We start from the raw sequence: 19,820 nt of genomic DNA on the forward strand, positions 1-19,820 counted from the left end.
TGACGACGCCAAGACGCTTCGAGGAATTTGGAAATCATGACCGACCTGCCCGCGCTCCAGCCGCAATTTCTGACGGCGCCGACCCAGGGCCAACTCGAGTGCAAGTCACCGGCGACCCATCCGCCCCGCATCCTGCTGCTCTACGGGTCGCTGCGCGAGCGCTCGTTCAGCCGGCTGCTGGTCGAGGAGGCGGCTCGCATTTTGCAGGTTCTGGGTTGCGAGACGAAAATCTTCGACCCGCGCGACCTGCCGCTACCCGACGCCACGGGGCCCGACCACCCGAAGGTCCAGGAGCTGCGGGCCCTGTCCCTATGGTCCGAGGGACAGGTGTGGTGCAGTCCCGAGCGGCATGGCGCGATCACCGGGATCATGAAGGCCCAGATCGACTGGATCCCATTGGAGATCGGCAGCGTCCGCCCGACCCAGGGCCGGACCCTGGCGGTGATGCAGGTCAGCGGCGGCTCGCAGTCGTTCAACGCCGTCAACACCCTGCGCCTGCTGGGACGCTGGATGCGGATGATCACCATTCCCAACCAGTCGTCGGTGGCGATGGCCTTTCAGGAATTCGACGACAACGACCGCATGAAGCCGTCGGCCTATTACGACCGCGTCGTCGATGTGATGGAGGAGCTGGTGAAGTTCACCCTGCTCACCCGCGACCGCGCCGACTACCTGGTCAATCGCTACAGCGAGCGCAAAGCCAGCGGCCGAATTGCCGAGCACGTTGAACTCGCCGCCGCGGCCATGAGCCATGAGCCGGCGTTGGAAGGCGCAAGCGACTAGGCCCGCTGCGCCTTCCCCACCGACCAGCCCTCAGTCGGCCCGCGTCCGGCCAAGCGGCGAGCCGCCGACGAGGCGATACAGCGCCGGCAGGACCAGCAGGGTCAGCAGGGTCGAGGAGATGATCCCGCCGATCACCACCGTCGCAAGCGGGCGCTGAACCTCGGCGCCGGCCCCGACATTGAAGGCCATCGGCACGAAGCCCAGGCTGGCGACCAGGGCGGTCATCAGCACGGGCCTGAGGCGCGTCAGGGCGCCTTCGCTGATCGCCTCGTCCAGCGGCCGCCCCTCGGCCATCAGGCTCCGGATGAAGCTGACCATGACCACGCCATTGAGTACAGCCACGCCAGACAGGGCGATGAAGCCGACGCCCGCCGAGATCGACAGCGGCAGGCCCCGCAGCAGCAGGGCCGCGACGCCCCCGGTCAGGGCCAGGGGCACGCCGGAAAAGACGATGGCGGCGTCCTTGACCGATCGGAACAGCGCAAACAGCAGACCGAAGATCAGCAGCAGGGCGGCGGGCACGACCAGCTGAAGCCGTTTCGCCGCCGAGATCAGCTGCTCGAACGTGCCGCCATAGCTGATCCAGTAGCCTGTCGGGATCTCGACCTCGGCGCCGACCTTCTGTTGCACCTCGGCGATGAAGGAGCCCAGGTCCCGGCCCCGCACATTGGCGGTGACGACGACGCGGCGCTTGCCGTCCTCGCGGCTGATCTGGTTGGGGCCGATCACCGTCTCGACCCTGGCCACGTCCTGCAGCGGCACGAACCCTCGGGGCCCCTCCCCCGTCGCGGGCAACGGCACGCGCAGGCGACGGACACCCTCCAGGTCGCCCCGGATCGCCTCGGGCAGGCGGACCACGACGTCGAAGCGCCGGTCGCCCTCGAACACCTGGCCGACGACCGCGCCGCCGATCGAGGTGGCGACCACCTCCTGCAGGTCCTGCACGTTCAGCCCCAGCAGAGCCAGGGCGGCGCGGTCCGGCGTGATCTGCAGGACCGGCAGCCCGGTCACCTGTTCGACGCCCACATCCTGGGCGCCCTCGATGCCTTCGACCACCGCCCCGACGCTTTCACCGATAGTCCGCAACGCGTCGAGGTCGTCCCCGAACACCTTGACGGCGACGTCGGCGCGAACCCCGGACAGCAGTTCGTTGAACCGCATCTGGATCGGCTGGGTGAACTCGTAGTTGTTGCCGGGAATGGTGGCGACGGCGGCCTCCAGTTCGGCGACCAGCTCGGCCTTGGGCTTGCGCGGATCGGGCCAGTCCTTGCGGTCCTTCAGCATGATGAAGGTGTCGGCGACCGAGGGCGGCATCGGGTCGGTGGCGACCTCGGCGGTGCCGATCTTGCTCACCACCCGCTCGACCTCCGGCAACGACTTGATCCGCGCCTCCAGGGCCGCCTGCATCCGGACAGCCTGGGTGAGGCTGGTCCCCGGTATGCGCAGGGCGTGCATGGCGATGTCGCCCTCGTCGAGACTAGGGGCGAACTCCGAGCCCATGCGGCTGGCCGCCAGACCCGCGATGACCACCAGCGCCACGGCGCCGGCCACGAACGCCACCCGCAGCCGCAGGGCCACGGCCAGAGCCGGTTCATAGAGCTGGCGAGCCCCACGCATGATGCGGCTTTCCTTCTCCTCGACCTTGCCGGTGACGAACAACGCCACGGCGGCTGGCACGAAGGTCAGGGATAGCACCAGGGCGGCGGTCAGGGCGATGGCCACGGTGATGGCCATCGGGTGGAACATCTTCCCCTCGACCCCGGTCAGGGCGAAGATCGGCACATAGACCAGGGTGATGATCAGCACGCCAAACAGCGACGGCTTGATCACCTCTCCGGCCGCGCTGGCCGTCAGGGCGAAGCGTTCGTCCTTGGTCAGCAGTCGACCCAGACGATGCTGCGCCTCGCCAAACCGGCGCAGGCAGTTTTCGACGATGATCACTGCCCCGTCGACGATCAGACCAAAGTCCAGCGCGCCCAGGCTCATCAGATTGCCCGACACCCGGCTCTGGACCATGCCGGTGATGGTCAGCAGCATCGAGAACGGGATGATCGCCGCCGTGATCAGCGCCGCCCGGATATTGCCCAGCAGCAGGAACAGCACGACGATCACCAGCAGCGCGCCTTCCACCAGGTTCGTCTCGACCGTACGGATGGCGCGATCGACCAGTTCGGTGCGGTCGTAGACCGGCGTGGCCGTGACGCCGGTCGGCAGTGACCTGGCGGCCTGTTCCAGACGCAGCGCCGCGGCGCGGGCGACGGTGCGGCTGTTCTCGCCGACCAGCATGAAGACGGTGCCCAGCACCACCTCCCTGCCATTCTCGGTCGCCGCGCCGGTCCGAAGTTCTTCGCCCAGCCCCACGTCGGCCACGTCGCCGATGCGGATCGGCGCGCCGCCGCGATTGACGATGATCGTACCGCGTAGGTCCTCGACGCCGCTGGCCTGGCCGGGAACGCGAACCAGATACTGCTCGCCGTAGCGCTCGATATAGCCGGCCCCGACATTGCTGTTGTTCTTGGCCAGGGCGTCGGTGACGTCGGCCATGGTCAGGCCGTAGGCCGACAGCCGCTCCGGCAGAGGGGTGACGTGATACTGCCGCTCGAAGCCGCCGATGGTGTTGACCTCGGTGACGCCGGGCGTGTTGCGCAGCTGGGGCCGGATCACCCAGTCCTGAAGGGTGCGCAGGTCCTCGGGCGTATAGGCCTTGCCGTCAGGACGGCGCGCGCCGGGTTTGGCCTCGACCGTGTACATGAAGATCTCGCCCAGGCCCGTGGAGATAGGGCCAAGCTCGGGCGTCAGGCTGGGGGGCAGTTGGGCGCTGGCGGCCTGCAGCCGTTCATTGACCAGCTGGCGGGCGAAATAGATGTCGGTCCCGTCCTTGAAGACGACAGTGACCTGGCTGAGGCCGTAGCGGGAGACCGAGCGGGTGTAGTCCAGGCCCGGCAGGCCGGCGATGGCGGTCTCGACCGGGAAGGTGATCCGCTGTTCGGCCTCCAGCGGCGAGAAGCCCGGCGCCTCGGTATTGATCTGCACCTGGACGTTGGTGATGTCGGGGGTGGCGTCGATCGGCAGGCGCTGGAAACTCCAGACGCCGAGGATCGCCGAGGCGAGGACGAGCGCCAGGACGATCCAGCGATAGCGGATCGACAGCGCGATGATGCGGTCAAGCATGGTTGCGCGCTCCTAGTGGTCGTGGCTCGCGCCGGACTTTTCGATGTCCGCGCGGATCAGGAAGGCGCCGTCGGCGACATATTCGGTTCCGGGTTCAAGCCCGCCCAGCACCTCGGTCCATTCGGGCGTCTGGCGACCCAGCTCCAGCATCCGCACCTCATAGGTGTCGCCCACCCTGGCGAAGACGACGGTGAAGTCGCGGAATTTCTGCAGGGCCCTGGTGCGCACGGCCAGTGGGACGCGGCTGGACGCGACCTGGAACGCGCCTTCAACGCCCATGCCCGGCCGGAACGCGGCGGAGCCCTCAGGCAGATGGACGTGGGCCATCAGGGTCTGGCTGGCCAGGTCGGCGGTCGGCAAAACCGCCTCGACCCGCGCCATCAGCCGGGTGTCGCCCGACAGGCTGCGCACCTCGACAGGCTGGCCGACGCGCACCCGCTCGGCGTCGCGGGGATAGACGAAGAACTCGGCGTGCAGCTTGGTCGGATCGGCGATCACGAAGATGGCGCGCTCGCCGGCCACGTCGCCGACATTGAGGTTCTTCTCGACGATGATCCCGCTGATCGGCGCGAAGATCGAATAGGTCTGAAGGCTCTCGCTGGACTCCACGCGCGCCAGCAGCTGGCCCTTGCGAACCTGACTTCCAAGCTCTCCCCGCAGGGTCATCACCCGTCCCGGATACCAGGCGCGAACCTCGCCCTTGCCCTCGGGCGTGATCTCGACGCGACCGGCCATGTCGACCAGCTCGGCGATGTCGGCGCCGCCGGCCATTTCGGTCTTCACGCCGCCGGCCCTGGCGGCGTCAGCGCTGATCGTCGTGCGACCTTCGTAGGACGGATAGGTCCATTGATGGCTGTCGCCGCCCTGGCTGGCGCTTACCTTGACGTCGAACGAGTGGGGTTCGCGCACCACGCCGGCGCCGCGCAGATAGTCTTCCTGCGGCGCGAAACTGAACCGGTCGACCTTGCCGCCCAGGCGGGTCAGCTCCACCGACAACTGGACCTGACGCGGATCGACGGGCTTGTCCTTGCGATAGGCATAGACGCGGAACTCCGGCTCGACGCCGTCTTCGAAGATGGTGATCTCGACGGCCAGATCGCCGTTGCGCAACAGGCGGCCGCGATGGGGACCGCGCTCATAGTCGCCGGCCTTGGCGGCATGGCCTTCGGTCTCGGCGGCGGGCTTGGCGCCGTCGCCGCAGGCCGTCAGCACCAGGGTGGAGGCGATCAGCAGGGCAAGGCGCACGCTGGCGCGCCGGGTGTATTGGCGGTTCATCGGACAGTCTCCGAAGCGGGAATGAAGGCGGCGTGGCGGCCGGTCAGGCGGGCCAGCAGGGCGCGGTCGGTGTGGAAGACCTTCAGGGCGTCAAGCCGCCGGCTCCGGGCGTCGATCAGGACCTTCTGGGCCTCGATGACGTCGAGATAGCTGAAGCCGCCGCGATTGAAGCCCTCGCGGACCAGGGCGACGGTCCGCTCGGCGGCGGGCAGCACCTCGGCCTCGATGCGACGGGCTTCGCTGGCCCGCGCGGCCAGCCCGGCCTGCAGTCTGGCGATCCGCCGCTCGCGCAGAACCTTGCCGCTGAGGAGGTCGACATCGGCCGCCGTGCGCTCGGCCTGGGCGCGCTCGATGGCGCCGCGATTGGTGTCATGGCGGGCCAGCGGGATCGACCCGCCGACCAGCACGGCCATGTCGCGCCCCTCGTTCAGATAGCGCAGGCCCGCGCGCCAGGTTGGATCCTGGACAGCCTTGCTCTCCTCCAGGCGAACCCGCGCGGTCGCGGCCTGCCGCTCGGCGTCGAGCACCGCCAGGTCGACACCCGACGCCTCGCCCGCGACCTGATCGGCGGCGGAGGTGTCGTCCAGCACCGCCGGGTCGAGGTCGAAATCGCCAGCGCCGTCCCAATGGCTGGCGAGGTTTCGACGCGCGGTGTCGGCGGCCATCTGGGCCTGCGACAGGGCGATCCTGGCCTCGGCGACCTGGGTGTCGGCACGGGCGCCGGCGAACAGCGGGTCGCGGGCGACCTTCACGCGCCGGTCGACTTCGCCCTGGGCGCGCTGGGCGATGTCCAGCCGCGTGCGCGCCAGGCGGACCTGCGCCTCGGCGGCCAGGGCCTCGACCCAGGCCAGCTCCACCGCCTGGAACAGGTCCAGAACCTGAACCTGATGGCGAAGCCGAACCAGATCGATCTCGGTCCGGGCCAGGGCCGTGCGGGCCTGGCGCTTGCCGCCGCGATCCAGGCTCTGCTGGTAGTAGACCGTGGCCTGGGCGCGATCGATCATCGAATAGGGGCCGGTGCCCGTCAGGTCTTCCAGCTCGACGCCGACGACGGGGTTCTGGCGAACGGCGGCCTGCCGGGCGCCCGCGTCGGCGGCCTTGAGCCGCGCCTCGACAGCGGGACGGGTGGGATCGGACTGGGCGGCGCGGGCCAGGGCCTGGGGCAATCCCAGGGGTTCAGCCAGGGCGGCAAGGGGCAGCGCGACGGCGAACACCGACGCGAGCAGCCAGGACCGCGTGGCGCGGCCATGGACGAAATGGGGCATGGGAGTCTCTCGAACGGAAGCGGGCGCGGCCGGGGGCCGCGTCGGTCAGGCGACGTGTTCGAGGCGGGCCTTTGGAGGGCGTTTCTGGGGAGCAGGCTCGGCGCTGTCGAGCGAGGTGTCCCGGCCAGACCAGGATTCGACCGTCGAGCCCCAGGGGCTGGCGACCGTGATGGAGGCTGTCAGGCCCAGAAGCGGAGCGCCGTCATGGTGGTGGTGCGCGCCCTGCGAGGGTGAGGGATCGCGATCGTCGCCCGCGACCTCGGCGCTGGCCGCCGCATCGTGATCATGGTCGTGATCATGGTCTGCGAGGTCGGCGGCGAGCGGGCCGGCAAAGGCGTTGGCGGCATGCGTCTGGCCGCTGGCGTGCAGCGCCCGGTCCACCATGGCCACCGGCGCCTGGACCACCAGCAGGGCGATCAGCATCACGGCCAGAGCCGTCACACCTTTGCCAAGCCGAGAGGTCAGGAGCTGAATCAAGGATCTCTCGGAGTTGGGCCGCAGACGCGGCGGCATAGTCGTCGCAAGCTTCGCCAAGATCAATGAGTCACACTGCCGCGGATCGCGCTCGGCCTGGCCGCGAGCGGTTGACGGCGCGCCAGGCGCCGCCCGAACGATTTCATGGAACCTCCTGACCCGCCGGCCGTTAGAGGCTCCGCGCGATGGGGCGCGCGGTCGGGGAGCGTCGGGTGAGGTGCGGGTATTTCTTGTCTCAGAGCGCAGCCGCGCCTGGCTGGGCGACGCGCGCCGACGCGCCGGTTCGTGGCCCTTGCCGCTTCGGCGCCAGACCCTCGTGACGCCCGCGCGCCGTGCGGTCACTAGGACCTGAAAACCCCTCTGCTCGTCGCCTTCAACCCCGGGCGCGAGATAGAACAACCTCCACTTCGAGAATCGCATGTCGCTGAAAGAACCGCTTGGCGCGTCCTCCTCCCGGACGAAGGTGGAAACATGGACGACGCTGGGGCTGGCCCTTGTGCTCGCCTTCTTCCTGATCAGCGGCGTCATCGCCTATCGCAACGTCGAAGTGCTGCGGACGAATAACGCGCAGATCCGCCACACGCACTCGGTGCTGATCGCGCTCGATGACCTTCTGTCGACGACCAAGGACGCGGAAACCCGTCAACGCGGCTATCTGCTGACCGGCGACCGTCAATATCTCGAGCCCTATCAAAGCGCTGTATCTGCCATCTCCTCGCGCATCGACACCGTAGAAACTCTCATCCAGGACAACGCCACCCAGCAGGCCAACCTGCGCCCCCTGAAGCGGCACATACAAGCCAAGATGGCCGAGCTTGAGGAAACAATCTCGGTCCGGCGTGAGAAGGGTCTCCAAGCGGCGCTCTCGCTGGTCGCAACCAACCGCGGCAAGGTCGAGATGGACGCGATCCGCAGTCAGCTGGAGGTAATGAGCCGGGAAGAAAGTCGACTGCGTCAGAGCCGCATGGTCGAGATGGAGGCGGCCTATGGCACAGCCCTGGCCAGCGGCGTGCTGTCAGCCCTGCTGGGCGCGGCGCTCACAGCCGCCGTCTTCATCCTGATCCGCCGGAGCCTGCGCGCCCGCGCCCGCCAACAGTGGCTGCAATCGGGCCAAGTCGGGCTTTCGGACGCGATGATGGGAGACCAGTCGGTGCCGGAGCTGGGCGACAGCATCCTCAGCTTTCTGTCACAGTATCTGGGAGCCCAGGCAGGCGCGCTGTTCAAGGGCGAAGGCGGCCATTTCTACCGCGCCGCGGCCCTGGGAATTCCGGCCGACGCCGACGTGCCCCTCCGCTTCAATGTCCGGGAAGGCCTCCTGGGCAAGGTCGCGGCCGAGGGGCGGACGATGATGGTCCGCGACGTTCCCGACGGATACCTGACGATCGGTTCGGCCCTAGGTCGCGACAATCCCCGGCACTTGATCCTGGTGCCCGCCCATGCCGATGAGCGCGTCAACGCTGTCATCGAACTGGGCTTCCTGCACCCCGTCGACGACCTGGCCATCGAGCTTCTGGATCAGGCCGCCACGTCCATCGGCGTCGCCCTGCGATCGGCGCGCTATCGCGCCGAACTGCAGGCCGTGCTGGAGGAAACCCAGCGCCAGGCCGAAGAGCTGCAGGTGCAGAGCGAGGAACTGCGGGTTTCCAACGAGGAGCTCGAGGAGCAGGGCAGCGCGCTCAAGGAGTCGCAGGTCCGGCTGGAGCAGCAGCAGGCCGAGCTGGAACAGACCAACAGCCAGCTGGAAGAGCAGGCCCAGATCCTGGAGACCCAGCGCGACGATCTGGAGCGCAGCAGCGCCGCCGTGGCCCTCAAGGCGCGGGAGCTGGCGCAGGCCAGCCAGTACAAGTCCGACTTCCTGGCCAACATGTCGCACGAGCTGCGCACCCCGCTGAACTCGCTGCTGATCCTCTCCAAGCTGCTCAGCGACAATCCCGAGGGCAATCTTTCGAGCCAGCAGGTGAAGTTCGCCCAGACCATCGCCTCGTCGGGCAACGATCTTCTGGTGCTCATCAACGACATCCTGGACCTGTCCAAGATCGAGGCGGGCCACATCGAGGTGCGGCCTGAAAATGTCGCCCTGTCCAGGCTGACGGGCGATCTGCGCCAGCTGTTTCAGCCGGTGGCGGACGATCGCGGGCTGGAGTTCCAGATCGAGATCGCCGACGGCTGCCCCCCCATCGTCGAAACCGATCGGCAGCGCCTTGAACAGATCCTCAAGAACCTGCTGTCGAACGCCTTCAAGTTCACCGAGGCGGGTCACGTGCGGCTGGCCATCGCGCCGGCGGGCGACGACAGCCTGGCCTTCGCGGTGAGCGACACCGGTATCGGCGTGTCGCGCGAGCAGCAGCAGAGCATTTTCGAAGCCTTCCGCCAGGCCGACGGCACAATCAGCCGCAAGTACGGCGGAACGGGTCTGGGCCTGTCGATCTCGCGAGAACTGGCGCGGCTGCTCGGCGGCGCCATCACCCTTCAGAGCCAGGCCGGCGAAGGCAGCACCTTCACCATCACCGTACCGCGCGCCTACGACCCGGCGCGGGTGGGCGCTCGCGAACAGCCGGTCAGCGCCGAGACAGCCCCCTCCCCCGCGCCTGCGCGACCGAAACGGTGGAGGCCCCTGGCCCAGACGGTCGAGGACGACCGCGACCAGCTTGCCGTCGCCCGTCGCCTGCTGCTGGTGGTCGAGGACGACGACAAGTTCGCCAGCATCGTGCGCGACCTCTCCCGCGAACTGGGCTTTCAGTGCCTGGTGGCCGGCACGGCCGAAGAAGCCCTGAAGCTGGCCAGGCGCTTCAAGCCCAGCGCCGTGGTGCTTGATGTGGGCCTGCCCGATGAATCAGGCCTGATGGTGCTGGATCGTCTCAAGCGCGACGATGCGACCCGGCACATTCCGATCCACGTAATCTCCGCCAGCGATCACAGCCAGACGGCCCTGTCGCTCGGCGCGATCGGCCACATGCTCAAGCCCGTCAAGCGCGAGGCGCTGGCCGAGGTGCTGGAGACGCTGCAGGCCAAGCTGACCAACACGGTGCGGCGCGTGCTGATCGTCGAGGACGACCCGGTGCAGCGCGACGCCGTCAGCAGGCTGTTGTCGTCGGGCGAAGTCGAGACCGTCGGTGTCGGCACGGCGGCCGAGTGCCTGGAACAGCTCAAGCTGCAGACCTTCGATTGCATGGTGCTGGACCTGTCCCTGCCGGACGCCTCAGGGTTCTCGCTTCTGGAAACCCTCAGCCGGGACGGCGATCACGGGTTCCCGCCTGTCATCGTCTACACCGGCCATGACCTGTCGGCGGACGACGAGCAGCGCCTGCGCCGCTATTCCAGCTCGATCATCATCAAGGGGGCGAAGTCGCCCGAGCGCCTGCTGGACGAGGTTTCCCTGTTCCTGCACCAGGTGGTCTCCAGCCTGCCGCCCGAGCAGCAGAAGATGATCCAGAAGGCGCGCAACCGCGACGCCGTTCTGGAAGGCCGCCGCGTGCTCATCGTCGAAGACGACATCCGCAACATCTATTCCCTGACCAATGTGCTCGAGCCGCGCGGGGCCATCGTCGAAATCGCCCGCAACGGCCAGGAGGCGATCGATCTCTTGGCCCGCTCGGCCGAGGATTCCGCCGCCGCCATCGATCTGGTTCTGATGGATGTGATGATGCCGGTGATGGACGGCCTGACGGCCACCCGGCAGATCCGCGACAATCCCCAGTGGACCAAGCTGCCGATCCTGATGCTGACCGCCAAGGCCATGCCCGACGATCAGGAACGCTGCATCGCCGCCGGCGCCAACGACTACATGGCCAAGCCCATCGACGTGGACAAACTTCTGTCCCTGGTCCGGGTCTGGATGCCGCGATGAGCGTGATCCGTGTCTGAAGTGATCGTAGACCTCGAAATCCAGCTGCTGCTGGAAGCGCTGCACCAGCGCTACCACTATGACTTTCGTCACTATGCCCGCGCGTCGATCAAGCGGCGGCTGGTGCAGGCGCGCGACCAGATGGGCTTTGGCAGCATCTCGGCGATGCAGGAACGGGTCCTGCACGATCCGGCGATCCTGCCCCGCCTGCTGGGCTATCTGACGGTGCAGGTCAGCGAGATGTTCCGTGACCCATCCTATTTCCGGGCGCTGCGCGAGAAGGTGCTGCCCCACCTGCGAACCTATCCGTCCCTGAAGGTGTGGATCGCCGGCTGCAGCGCGGGCGAGGAACTCTATTCGCTGGCCATCCTGTTCCGCGAAGAGGGCCTGTATGATCGGACCCTGTTCTACGCCACCGACATCAATCCCGACGCCCTCACCGCCGCCGAAGCCGGCGTCTACGCTCTCGACCGGATCCGCAAGTTCACCGAGAACCACCAGAAGGCGGGCGGCAAGTCATCGCTCTCGGACTACTACACCGCCGCCTATGGACGGGCGGTCTTCGACAAGACGCTGCGCGAACGCGTGGTGTTTTCCGACCACAGCCTGGTGACCGACGCCGTCTTTGGCGAGATGCACCTGATCTCGTGCCGCAACGTGATGATCTATTTCGACCGGGCGCTACAGGATCGGGCCATCGGCCTTTTCCGCGACTCCCTGGCCCGCAAGGCGTTCCTGGGCCTGGGCTCCAAGGAAAGTCTGCGATTTTCCGCCCACGCCGCCGCCTTTTCCGACTTCGCGCCCGAGGAAAAGATCTATCAGAGGCGTGAGCCATGAGCGGCGGCGCGAGCAAGGCGGTAGTGATCGGCGCGTCGGCGGGCGCGGTCCAGGCGCTGCAGACCATCCTGCCCGCGCTGGCGGCTGACTATGGCCTCGCCGTGCTGGTCGTCGTGCACGTCCCACCGGACCGCGCCAACATGCTGGTGCCGCTTCTTCAGGCCCGATGCGAAATCGTGGTCAAGGAGGCCGAAGACAAGGAGGCCATCGTCCCCGGCGCGGTCTATTTCGCGCCCTCCGACTATCACCTGCTCGTCGAGACCGAAGAAAGCCTGGCCCTGTCGATCGATGAAGCCGTGAACTATTCGCGGCCCTCCATAGACGTCCTGTTCGAAAGCGCCGCAGACACCTACGGGCCCGGGCTGGTGGGCGTCGTGCTGACGGGCGCCAACCATGACGGGGCCGCAGGGCTCAAGGCGATCGTGGCTGCGGGCGGCCTTGCCGTCGTCGAAGATCCCGCCGGCGCCTATGCCACCGCCATGCCGCTGGCGGCGCTGGAAGCGTGCCCCTCGGCGATGATCATGAACCTGGATGCGATCGCATCCTATCTGTCGAACCTGGGAGCCGCCCGATGAGCGCGGAAAAGCCGATCAACTTCCTCCTTGTCGACGACCTCGAAGAAAATCTGCTCGCGCTGGAGGCCTTGCTGCAGCGCGAGGGCCTGACCTGCCTCAAGGCCCGCTCGGGCGAGCAGGCGCTTGAGCTGCTGTTGACGCACGACGTGGCGCTCGCGCTGCTCGACGTCCAGATGCCGGGCATGGATGGCTTTGAACTGGCCGAGTTCATGCGCGGCAACGAACGCGCACGACACATCCCGATCATCTTCGTGACTGCCGGCGCCGCCGACAAGCAACGCCGGTTTCGCGGCTATGAGGCCGGCGCGGTCGACTTCATCCAGAAGCCGATCGAGGCGGATATCCTGCGCAGCAAGGCCGCCGTGTTCTTCGACCTCTACCGGCAGCGCCAGGAGATCGAACGCCAGCGCGACGAACTGGAAACGGCCGCTCAAGCCCTCAGGCGGGCCGATCGCCACAAGGATAGCTTCCTGGCCGTGCTGGCCCATGAACTGCGCAATCCCGTCGCCGCCCTGAGCGGCGGCCTGCATCTGCTGGCCAAGGACCTTTCACCCGAACGGTCGCAAGACATCCGAACGCGCATGGACCGGATGCTGACCCACCTCTCTCACCTCGTGGACGACCTGCTGGACGTTTCGCGGGTCAGCCAGGGCAAGATCTCGCTGAAGAAGGAGCGGATCGCGCTCAACGAGGTCCTCCAGTCGGCGATCGAGGCCAGCCAGCACAGTCTGGACGCCGGCTGCCATCGCTTCACGACGGACATCCCCAGCGACGCGATCTGGCTGGAAGCCGATCACACGCGGCTGGCCCAGGTGGTGGCGAACCTGCTCAACAACGCCGCCAAATATACGCCGGCCGGCGGAACGGTGTCCCTGTCAGCGCTCGCCCGCGACGGTATGGCCGAGATCACGGTGACCGACACCGGCGTGGGCATCGCGCCCGAGATGCAGCCGCGCATCTTCGAGATCTTCGCCCAGGTGGAGGACCATCTGGCAAAGGCCCAGGGCGGTCTCGGGATCGGGCTGGCGCTGGTCAAGCAACTAGTCGCGCTTCACGGCGGATCGATCGAGGTGGAGAGCGCCGGCCAGAATCTGGGCAGCACCTTCAGGGTCAAGATTCCCATGTCGGCCACGGCTCTGGAGGCTTGATAGAACGCCCGCGCTATTCGACGGCCAGGATCACGTCCGAGGGCTCGACGATGGCGACGACCGCATCACCGGGCCTCAACGCCATGGCGTCCGCGTCGGCGCGCGACAGGGTCGCGACCAGGGACTTGCCGGCGGACAGGGTCAGGCTGACCTCGCTGGTCAGCTCGCCATCCTCGCGGTCGAGGATCGCGCCGGTCAGGCGATTGGCCCCACCCCCAGCGTCAGCGCTTCGCACGATCCTGACAAAGCTGGACTTGATCAGGGCGATGGCCGGCTTGCCGACCGTCAGACCCAGCTCATCAGCGCTGCGCCGGGTGATCACCGAAACGATCTCGACGCCGTCGCCCAGCGAGAGCGTGACCTCGACGGTCACCGTCCCCGCCCCGATGCGCGCCACGGTTCCGCGCAGGGCGTTGCGGGCGCTGGTGCGCAGACCCAGGCTCCAGAAGAGCTCGCCCAGACCCTGCTCGGGCGCCGACGCCAGCCCGGCCTCCAGCCGCGCCAGGGCCGCGCCGATCTCGCGCTCAACCTCGCGAAAGGCCTTGATCACCGCATGGCCGCGCGGGGTGAGGGTCGTCGCCCCGCCCGCCTTACCGCCGGCGCTGGCGGCGATCAGAGGGGCGTCGAACAGATTGTTTAGCGCCTGGATCGCGTCCCACGCGCCCTTGTAACTCAGGCCCAGCCGCTGGGCGGCGGCGGTGATCGACCCCGCCTCGCCGACGGCCTCCAGCAGGGCTACGCGCTCCAGCCCCACCCGCGCCAGGGCGCCCCGGCGCAGGACGAGCGAGGCGCTGAGTTCGCCATCAATGGCCATGGTTGTTCCTGATCGGGCCCGAACGGAAAATGGGACAGCGTTATGCAGTCTTGCTACATAACGCTGTCTGGTCGCCGACTCCAAGCCCGCCAAGGTCCTGCATGCTCGCTCGCCGCCCCCTGATGGCTGTCCTCGCCGCCGGCCTGGCGATGCTGATCGGCGGCTCGGCCCTGGCGACTGAAACCAGGGTAGCGGTCGCCGCCAACTTCACCGAACCCGCCAAGGCGATCGCGGCGAAGTTCGAGGCCCGAACCGGCCACAAGGCGACCCTGAGCTTTGGATCCTCCGGCCAGTTCTACACCCAGATCGCCAACGGCGCGCCGTTCGAGGTTTTCCTGTCGGCGGACGCCGAACGGCCGACCCGGGCCGAAGCCGAGGGTCTGGCCGTGGCCGGCACACGCTTCACCTATGCCACCGGACGTCTGGTCCTCTGGAGCAGGACGCCGGGTCTGGTCGACGGCAAGGGCGCGGTGCTGGCAAAGGGCGGCTTTGAGAAACTGGCTATCGCCGATCCCAAATCCGCACCCTATGGCCAGGCCGCCATCGAAACCCTCACCCGGCTGAAGCTGCAGGACGCCCTGAAGCCAAGGATCGTCACGGGCTCCTCGATCACCCAGACCTACCAGTATGTGCAGACTGGCGCGGCGCAGCTGGGCTTTGTGGCCCTGTCGCAGGTGATCAACGAGCCCGGCGGCTCGCGCTGGATCGTGCCGAACGCCAACCACTCGCCCATCGACCAGCAGGCGGTGCTGCTGAAGACCGGCGCCGGCAACGACGCCGCCAGGGCCTTCCTGTCGTTCCTGAAGAGCGCCGAGGCCAAGGCCATCATCCGCCGCTACGGCTACGAGGTTCGCTGAGCCATGCTTTCGGTGCTGTGGCTGACGGTCAAGCTGGCGGGGATCACCACGATCCTGCTGCTGGTTCTGGCCACGCCCCTGGCCTGGTGGCTGGCGCGGGGAACGTCGCGGTGGAAGCCCGTGGTCGGCGCCGTGGTCGCCCTGCCGATCGTCCTGCCGCCCACCGTGCTCGGCTTCTATCTGCTGATCGCGCTTGGGCCGCACAGCGTGCTGATGGCCCCGTTGCAGGCCTTCGGAATCCGCACCCTGGCCTTCACCTTCGAGGGGCTGGTGATCGGCTCGCTGATCTACTCCCTGCCCTTCGCCGTGCAGCCCCTGCGCAACGCCTTCATCGCCCTGGGCGAGGAACCAATGGAGGCCGCGGCCACCCTGGGCGCCTCGCGCTGGCAGAGCTTCGCCCGCGTGGCCCTGCCCCTGGCCCTGCCCGGCTACGCCGTCGCCGCCATCCTGTCCTTCGCCCATACGGTAGGCGAGTTCGGCGTGGTGATGATGCTGGGCGGCGGCATTCCGGGCCAGACCCAGGTGCTGTCGGTCGAGATCTTCCAGCTGGTCGAGCAACTGCGCTGGAGCGAGGCGCACCAGCTGGCGGCGCTGCTACTGATCTTCGGCTTCCTGGTGACCTTGACGCTGTTGCTGATGGAACAGCGGGCGACGCGGGCGGACTGAGCGAACCTGTCAGTCGCCCCGCGACGCCAGCGACAGCGCAAGGCCCCGCGCCGCAAGGGCCACTTCGCGCCAGGTCACGTCAAACCCCGCCGCCTTGCCATAGTAGGGATCGGCCACGGCGCGTCCCTCCAGCCCCTCGGCATAGTCCAGCAGCAGGCCCAGCTCCGCCGCGCCGTCGACCGGGCGCAGGGCGCGCAGCTTCCTCAGGTTGTCGTGGTCTAACGCCAGAATGTGGGTGAAGCGCCGGAAGTCGTCGGCCGTGACCTTGCGGGCGATCTGGCGGCTGATATCAACACCGTGGCGCTGCGCGGCGGCAATGGCGCGCCCATCCGGCGCGGAACCCGCATGCCACCCCCCCGTGCCCGCCGAATCGACCAGAACATCCAGCCCGATGGCCTGGGCCTCGGCCCGAAAGGCGCCTTCGGCGAGCGGTGATCGACAGATATTGCCAAGACACACAAACAGAACCGCAGGCCGCATCAGGGCGCGCCCCAGCCGCCGCCGCCGGGCGTCTCGATGATGATGGCGTCGCCCGCCGCGACCTCGACCAGGTCAGTGGCCGCCAAGACCTGAGCCGTGCCGTCCGCCCGCTCGACCCGCGCGGTTCCCAGCGCGCCAGGGCCACCGCCCGCCAGTCCGAACGGCGGCACGCGACGGCGGTTGGACAGCAGGGTGGCGGTCATCGGCTCGCGGAAGCCGATCCTGCGCACCACCCCGTCTCCGCCTCGATGCGCGCCCGCGCCGCCCGAACCGCGCCGGATCGAAAAGGCCTCGACCAGCACCGGATAGCGGGTCTCCAGCACCTCCGGATCGGTCAGACGGCTGTTGGTCATGTGGGTCTGGACGGCGTCGGTCCCATCGAAATCCGGCCCCGCGCCAGAGCCGCCGCAGATGGTCTCGTAGTACTGGCGACGGTCGTCGCCGAAGGTGAAGTTGTTCATCGTGCCCTGTGCGCCGGCCATGACGCCGAGCGCGCCGTACAGCGCATCGACCACCACCTGACTGGTCTCGACATTGCCGGCCACCACCGCCGCCGGATAGCGCGGTCGCAGCATCGAGCCCTCGGGAATGACCAACTGCACCGGTCGCAGGCAGCCGTCGTTCATCGGGATCTCGTCATCGACCAGCGTGCGGAAGACGTACAGCGCCGCCGCCCGGCAGATCGAGGCCGGAGCGTTGAAATTGGTCGGGACCTGGTCGCTGGTGCCGGCGAAATCGACCCGCGCGATGCGGGCCTTCTGGTCGACGGTGATCGCCACCTTCACCACCGAGCCGTCGTCCAGTTCATAGGCGAACGATCCGTCGCTCAGCGTCGCCAGCACCCGGCGCACCGCCTCCTCGGCATTGTCCTGCACGTGGGCCATATAGGCCTCGACCACGTCCTGGCCGAACTCGGCGACGAGGCCCGTCAGGCTTTCAGCCCCGCGCGCGCAGGCGGCGATCTGGGCCTTGAGGTCGCCGATGTTCTGGTCGGGATTGCGGGCCGGCCACCGGCCCGAGGCCAGCAGGGCGCGGGTCTCGGCCTCCAGGAACCGCCCGCCCTCGACCAGCAGGAAGTTCTCGATCAGAACCCCCTCCTCCTCGACCGTGCGGCTGTTGGGCGGCATCGAGCCCGGCGTGATGCCGCCGATGTCGCCCTGGTGCCCGCGCGCGGCGACATAGAACAGGAGCGCCCCCGCCGCATCGAACACCGGCATCACCACGGTGACGTCCGGCAGGTGGGTGCCGCCCTTGTAGGGCGCGTTGAGCATGTAGACGTCGCCCGGCTTCATGCCCCGGCCATAGCCGTCGCGCGCATCGCGGATGGCCCGCACGCTGTCACCCATCGAGCCCAGATGCACCGGCATGTGCGGCGCGTTGGCGATCAGGTTGCCGTCGCGATCGAACAGGGCGCAGGAGAAGTCCAGCCGCTCCTTGATATTGACCGAATAGGCGGTGTTTTGCAGGGCGAACCCCATCTCCTCGGCCACGGCCATGAAGAGGTTGTTGAACACCTCCAGCATCACCGGATCGGCCCGGGTTCCGATGGCGCGGCGGGTCGGCAGGGCCTCAACGCGGTCGAGGATCAGGTTCAGCCGGGCGTCCACGGTCGCGCGCCAGCCGGGCTCGACGACGGTGGTGCCGGTGGCCTCGCGGATGATGGCCGGGCCCTTGATCTCGGAGCCGACAGCCAGGGTTTCGCGGTCGAACACCGGGGTCGCCCTGGAGTGTCCGGCCATTCGCACCTCGACCGTCGTGAGGGGCTCAGGAACGCCTGAGGCGCCACCTCCCAGATCCGGCGCCGCTCCGGCGTCCGAATGACCGATGGCCTCCACCGACAGCGTCTCGACCACCAGGGCCGTGGTCGGCGAGGTGAAGCCGAAGCGGCGCTGGTGCATCTCTTCGAACGCGGCGCGGACGCCGTCCTCGTCGGCCAGCGACACGACCAGCGGCGTGTCGGTCCCGGCATATTTCACGCGCAGGGTGGCCAGGGTCTCGACGGAAGCCACCGGCACGGCCTGGGCGCGCAGGGCGGTCTCGGCCTCGATGGACAGCGCCTTCGCCTGCTCGCCCAGATCAGCGGCGGCCTCGGCCAGCGGCCGCTCCACCGTCACTTCGCGGATCAGCCGCAGATCGGCCAGACCCATGCCGTAGGCGGACAGCACCCCGGCGAACGGGTGGATCATCACCCGGGTCATGCCCAGCGCGTCGGCGACCAGACAGGCGTGCTGCCCCCCCGCCCCGCCGAAACAGGCCAGCACATAGCGGGTGACGTCGTAGCCGCGCTGGATCGAGATCTGGCGCACGGCCTTGGCCATGTTTTCGACGGCGATGGTCAGGAAGCCCTCGGCGATGGCCTCCGGGCTCATGGCCTCGCCGGTGGCGGCCAGAATCTCGGCGGCCAGCCTGGCGAAGCCGGCGGCCACGGCCTGCGCGTCCAGCGGCTGGTCGGCATTGGGGCCAAACACGGCCGGGAAGAATTCCGGCCGCAGCTTGCCCAGCATGACGTTGCAGTCGGTGACCGTCAGCGGCCCGCCCCGGCGATAGGCCGCCGGTCCCGGAACCGCTCCGGCCGAAGCCGGCCCCACCCTCAGGCGCGCGCCGTCAAAGCCGCAGATCGACCCGCCGCCGGCCGCCACCGTGTGGATGTTCATCATCGGCGCGCGCATCCGCACGCCGGCCACCACGGTCTCGAAGGCCCGCTCATACTCGCCGGCATAGTGGCAGACGTCGGTCGAGGTGCCGCCCATGTCGAAGCCGATGACGCGGTCGAAGCCCGCCTGCGCCGCCGTGCGCGCCATGCCGACCACGCCGCCGGCGGGACCTGACAGGATGGCGTCCTTGCCCCGGAAGGCCCGGGCGTCGGTGAGGCCGCCGTTCGACTGCATGAACAGCAGCCGCGTGTCCTCGCCCAGCTCGCTTGCCACCCGGTCGACATAGCGGCGCAGGATCGGTGACAGATAGGCGTCGACCACCGTGGTGTCGCCCCGTCCGACCAGCTTCATGAGCGGGCTGACCTCGTGGCTGACCGACACCTGAGTGAAGCCGATCTCGCGGGCGATGGCCGCGACGCGCGCCTCATGATCGGTGAAACGGAAGCCATGCAGCAGCACGATGGCCACGGCGCAGAAGCCGGCGTCGAAGGCGGCCTGCAGACCCCCTCGCGCGGCGGCCTCGTCCAGCGGGCGCAGAACCGCGCCCTCGACGCTGATCCGCTCATCGATCTCGACGACGTGGTCGTACAGGGCTTCGGGCTTGATGATGTGGCGCTCGAACAGCTTCGGCCGCGCCTGGTAGCCGATCCGCAGCGCGTCAGCGTGGCCGGCGGTGATCGCCAGCACGGTCGGCTCGCCCTTGCGTTCCAGCAGGGCGTTGGTGGCCACCGTGGTGCCCATCTTCACCGCGTCGATGCGCGCGCCGGCCGGCAGCAGGGCCCGCACGCCCGCCACTGCGGCGTCGGCATATTGCTCGGGATTTTCGGAGAGCAGCTTGTGGGTGACCAGCGACCCGTCCGGTCGCCGCGCCACGATGTCGGTGAAGGTGCCGCCGCGATCGATCCAGAACTCCCAGCCGCGCAGGTTCTGATCGTCAGAGGTCATGGGAAGGACGCGGCTCCTGCTACGCCCTTCCC

14 protein-coding genes are annotated in these 19,820 nt (G+C 68.3%); 7 read left to right on the forward strand and 7 right to left on the reverse strand.

Features of this window, described 5'->3' with window-relative positions:
- Positions 1-36: 36 nt before the first annotated feature.
- On the forward strand, positions 37-783 hold the full coding sequence (gene arsH, locus ACW17V_RS13245) for an arsenical resistance protein ArsH (RefSeq protein WP_492105558.1): 747 nt from the start codon (positions 37-39) through the stop codon (positions 781-783).
- Between the two features lie 30 nt (positions 784-813).
- Here the strand turns inward: arsH and ACW17V_RS13250 are convergent, their stop codons facing one another.
- The 4 genes from ACW17V_RS13250 to ACW17V_RS13265 are packed head-to-tail and all read right to left on the reverse strand — an operon-like array spanning position 814 to position 6,935.
- On the reverse strand, positions 814-3,954 hold the full coding sequence (locus ACW17V_RS13250; protein WP_492105559.1) for an efflux RND transporter permease subunit: 3,141 nt from the start codon (positions 3,952-3,954) through the stop codon (positions 814-816).
- 12 nt (positions 3,955-3,966) lie between these two features.
- Positions 3,967-5,229, reverse strand: coding sequence for an efflux RND transporter periplasmic adaptor subunit (locus tag ACW17V_RS13255; RefSeq protein WP_492105560.1), 1,263 nt, complete (start codon positions 5,227-5,229; stop codon positions 3,967-3,969).
- Positions 5,226-6,494, reverse strand: coding sequence for a TolC family protein (locus tag ACW17V_RS13260; RefSeq protein ID WP_492105561.1), 1,269 nt, complete (start codon positions 6,492-6,494; stop codon positions 5,226-5,228). Before ACW17V_RS13260 ends, ACW17V_RS13255 begins: the two co-directional genes overlap by 4 nt.
- A 45-nt stretch (positions 6,495-6,539) precedes the next feature.
- Positions 6,540-6,935: a hypothetical protein gene (locus tag ACW17V_RS13265; RefSeq protein ID WP_492105562.1), complete on the reverse strand. Its 396-nt coding sequence runs from the start codon at positions 6,933-6,935 to the stop codon at positions 6,540-6,542.
- A 451-nt stretch (positions 6,936-7,386) separates the two neighbouring features.
- Here ACW17V_RS13265 and ACW17V_RS13270 point away from each other — a divergent pair, with 451 nt between their 5' ends.
- The 4 genes from ACW17V_RS13270 to ACW17V_RS13285 are packed head-to-tail and all read left to right on the forward strand — an operon-like array spanning position 7,387 to position 13,372.
- Positions 7,387-10,815, forward strand: coding sequence for a response regulator (locus ACW17V_RS13270; RefSeq protein ID WP_492105563.1), 3,429 nt, complete (start codon positions 7,387-7,389; stop codon positions 10,813-10,815).
- Positions 10,816-10,824: 9 nt separating this feature from the next.
- Positions 10,825-11,649, forward strand: coding sequence for a CheR family methyltransferase (locus ACW17V_RS13275; RefSeq protein ID WP_492105564.1), 825 nt, complete (start codon positions 10,825-10,827; stop codon positions 11,647-11,649).
- A complete protein-coding gene (locus tag ACW17V_RS13280; RefSeq protein WP_492105565.1) occupies positions 11,646-12,224 on the forward strand; it encodes a chemotaxis protein CheB in 579 nt (192 codons plus the stop codon). The genes ACW17V_RS13275 and ACW17V_RS13280 overlap by 4 nt, the downstream gene beginning before the upstream one ends.
- Positions 12,221-13,372: a hybrid sensor histidine kinase/response regulator gene (locus ACW17V_RS13285; RefSeq protein WP_492105566.1), complete on the forward strand. Its 1,152-nt coding sequence runs from the start codon at positions 12,221-12,223 to the stop codon at positions 13,370-13,372. The genes ACW17V_RS13280 and ACW17V_RS13285 overlap by 4 nt, the downstream gene beginning before the upstream one ends.
- A gap of 13 nt (positions 13,373-13,385) precedes the next feature.
- Here the strand turns inward: ACW17V_RS13285 and ACW17V_RS13290 are convergent, their stop codons facing one another.
- Positions 13,386-14,186, reverse strand: coding sequence for a TOBE domain-containing protein (locus tag ACW17V_RS13290; RefSeq protein WP_492105567.1), 801 nt, complete (start codon positions 14,184-14,186; stop codon positions 13,386-13,388).
- A gap of 101 nt (positions 14,187-14,287) precedes the next feature.
- Here ACW17V_RS13290 and modA point away from each other — a divergent pair, with 101 nt between their 5' ends.
- Positions 14,288-15,043 (forward strand): molybdate ABC transporter substrate-binding protein, encoded by a 756-nt coding sequence (gene modA, locus ACW17V_RS13295; protein ID WP_492105568.1) that lies wholly within the window; start codon positions 14,288-14,290, stop codon positions 15,041-15,043.
- A 3-nt stretch (positions 15,044-15,046) separates the two neighbouring features.
- Positions 15,047-15,709: a molybdate ABC transporter permease subunit gene (gene modB, locus ACW17V_RS13300; protein ID WP_492105569.1), complete on the forward strand. Its 663-nt coding sequence runs from the start codon at positions 15,047-15,049 to the stop codon at positions 15,707-15,709.
- 9 nt (positions 15,710-15,718) lie between these two features.
- Here modB and ACW17V_RS13305 read toward each other — a convergent pair whose 3' ends face one another.
- Together ACW17V_RS13305 and ACW17V_RS13310 are read right to left on the reverse strand one after the other, a co-directional pair.
- Positions 15,719-16,189 carry a low molecular weight protein-tyrosine-phosphatase gene (locus ACW17V_RS13305; protein ID WP_492105570.1) on the reverse strand — a complete coding sequence of 157 codons (471 nt, stop codon included), beginning with the start codon at positions 16,187-16,189 and terminating at the stop codon, positions 15,719-15,721.
- Complete coding sequence (locus ACW17V_RS13310) at positions 16,189-19,788, reverse strand: hydantoinase B/oxoprolinase family protein (RefSeq protein ID WP_492105571.1); 3,600 nt, start codon at positions 19,786-19,788, stop codon at positions 16,189-16,191. The genes ACW17V_RS13305 and ACW17V_RS13310 overlap by 1 nt, the downstream gene beginning before the upstream one ends.
- Between the last annotated feature and the right edge of the window lie 32 nt (positions 19,789-19,820).

The organism is Caulobacter sp. FV2ye17ST (assembly GCF_058680955.1).

Coding starts and splice junctions, on each gene's coding strand:
- ACW17V_RS13250 (WP_492105559.1), bottom strand. CDS start 3,954: ATGCTTGACCGCATCATCGCGCTGTCGATCCGCTATCGCTGGATCGTC.
- modB (WP_492105569.1), top strand. CDS start 15,047: ATGCTTTCGGTGCTGTGGCTGACGGTCAAGCTGGCGGGGATCACCACG.
- ACW17V_RS13270 (WP_492105563.1), top strand. CDS start 7,387: ATGTCGCTGAAAGAACCGCTTGGCGCGTCCTCCTCCCGGACGAAGGTG.
- ACW17V_RS13310 (WP_492105571.1), bottom strand. CDS start 19,788: ATGACCTCTGACGATCAGAACCTGCGCGGCTGGGAGTTCTGGATCGAT.
- ACW17V_RS13260 (WP_492105561.1), bottom strand. CDS start 6,494: ATGCCCCATTTCGTCCATGGCCGCGCCACGCGGTCCTGGCTGCTCGCG.
- ACW17V_RS13285 (WP_492105566.1), top strand. CDS start 12,221: ATGAGCGCGGAAAAGCCGATCAACTTCCTCCTTGTCGACGACCTCGAA.
- ACW17V_RS13305 (WP_492105570.1), bottom strand. CDS start 16,189: ATGCGGCCTGCGGTTCTGTTTGTGTGTCTTGGCAATATCTGTCGATCA.
- ACW17V_RS13280 (WP_492105565.1), top strand. CDS start 11,646: ATGAGCGGCGGCGCGAGCAAGGCGGTAGTGATCGGCGCGTCGGCGGGC.
- arsH (WP_492105558.1), top strand. CDS start 37: ATGACCGACCTGCCCGCGCTCCAGCCGCAATTTCTGACGGCGCCGACC.
- ACW17V_RS13290 (WP_492105567.1), bottom strand. CDS start 14,186: ATGGCCATTGATGGCGAACTCAGCGCCTCGCTCGTCCTGCGCCGGGGC.
- ACW17V_RS13255 (WP_492105560.1), bottom strand. CDS start 5,229: ATGAACCGCCAATACACCCGGCGCGCCAGCGTGCGCCTTGCCCTGCTG.
- modA (WP_492105568.1), top strand. CDS start 14,288: ATGCTCGCTCGCCGCCCCCTGATGGCTGTCCTCGCCGCCGGCCTGGCG.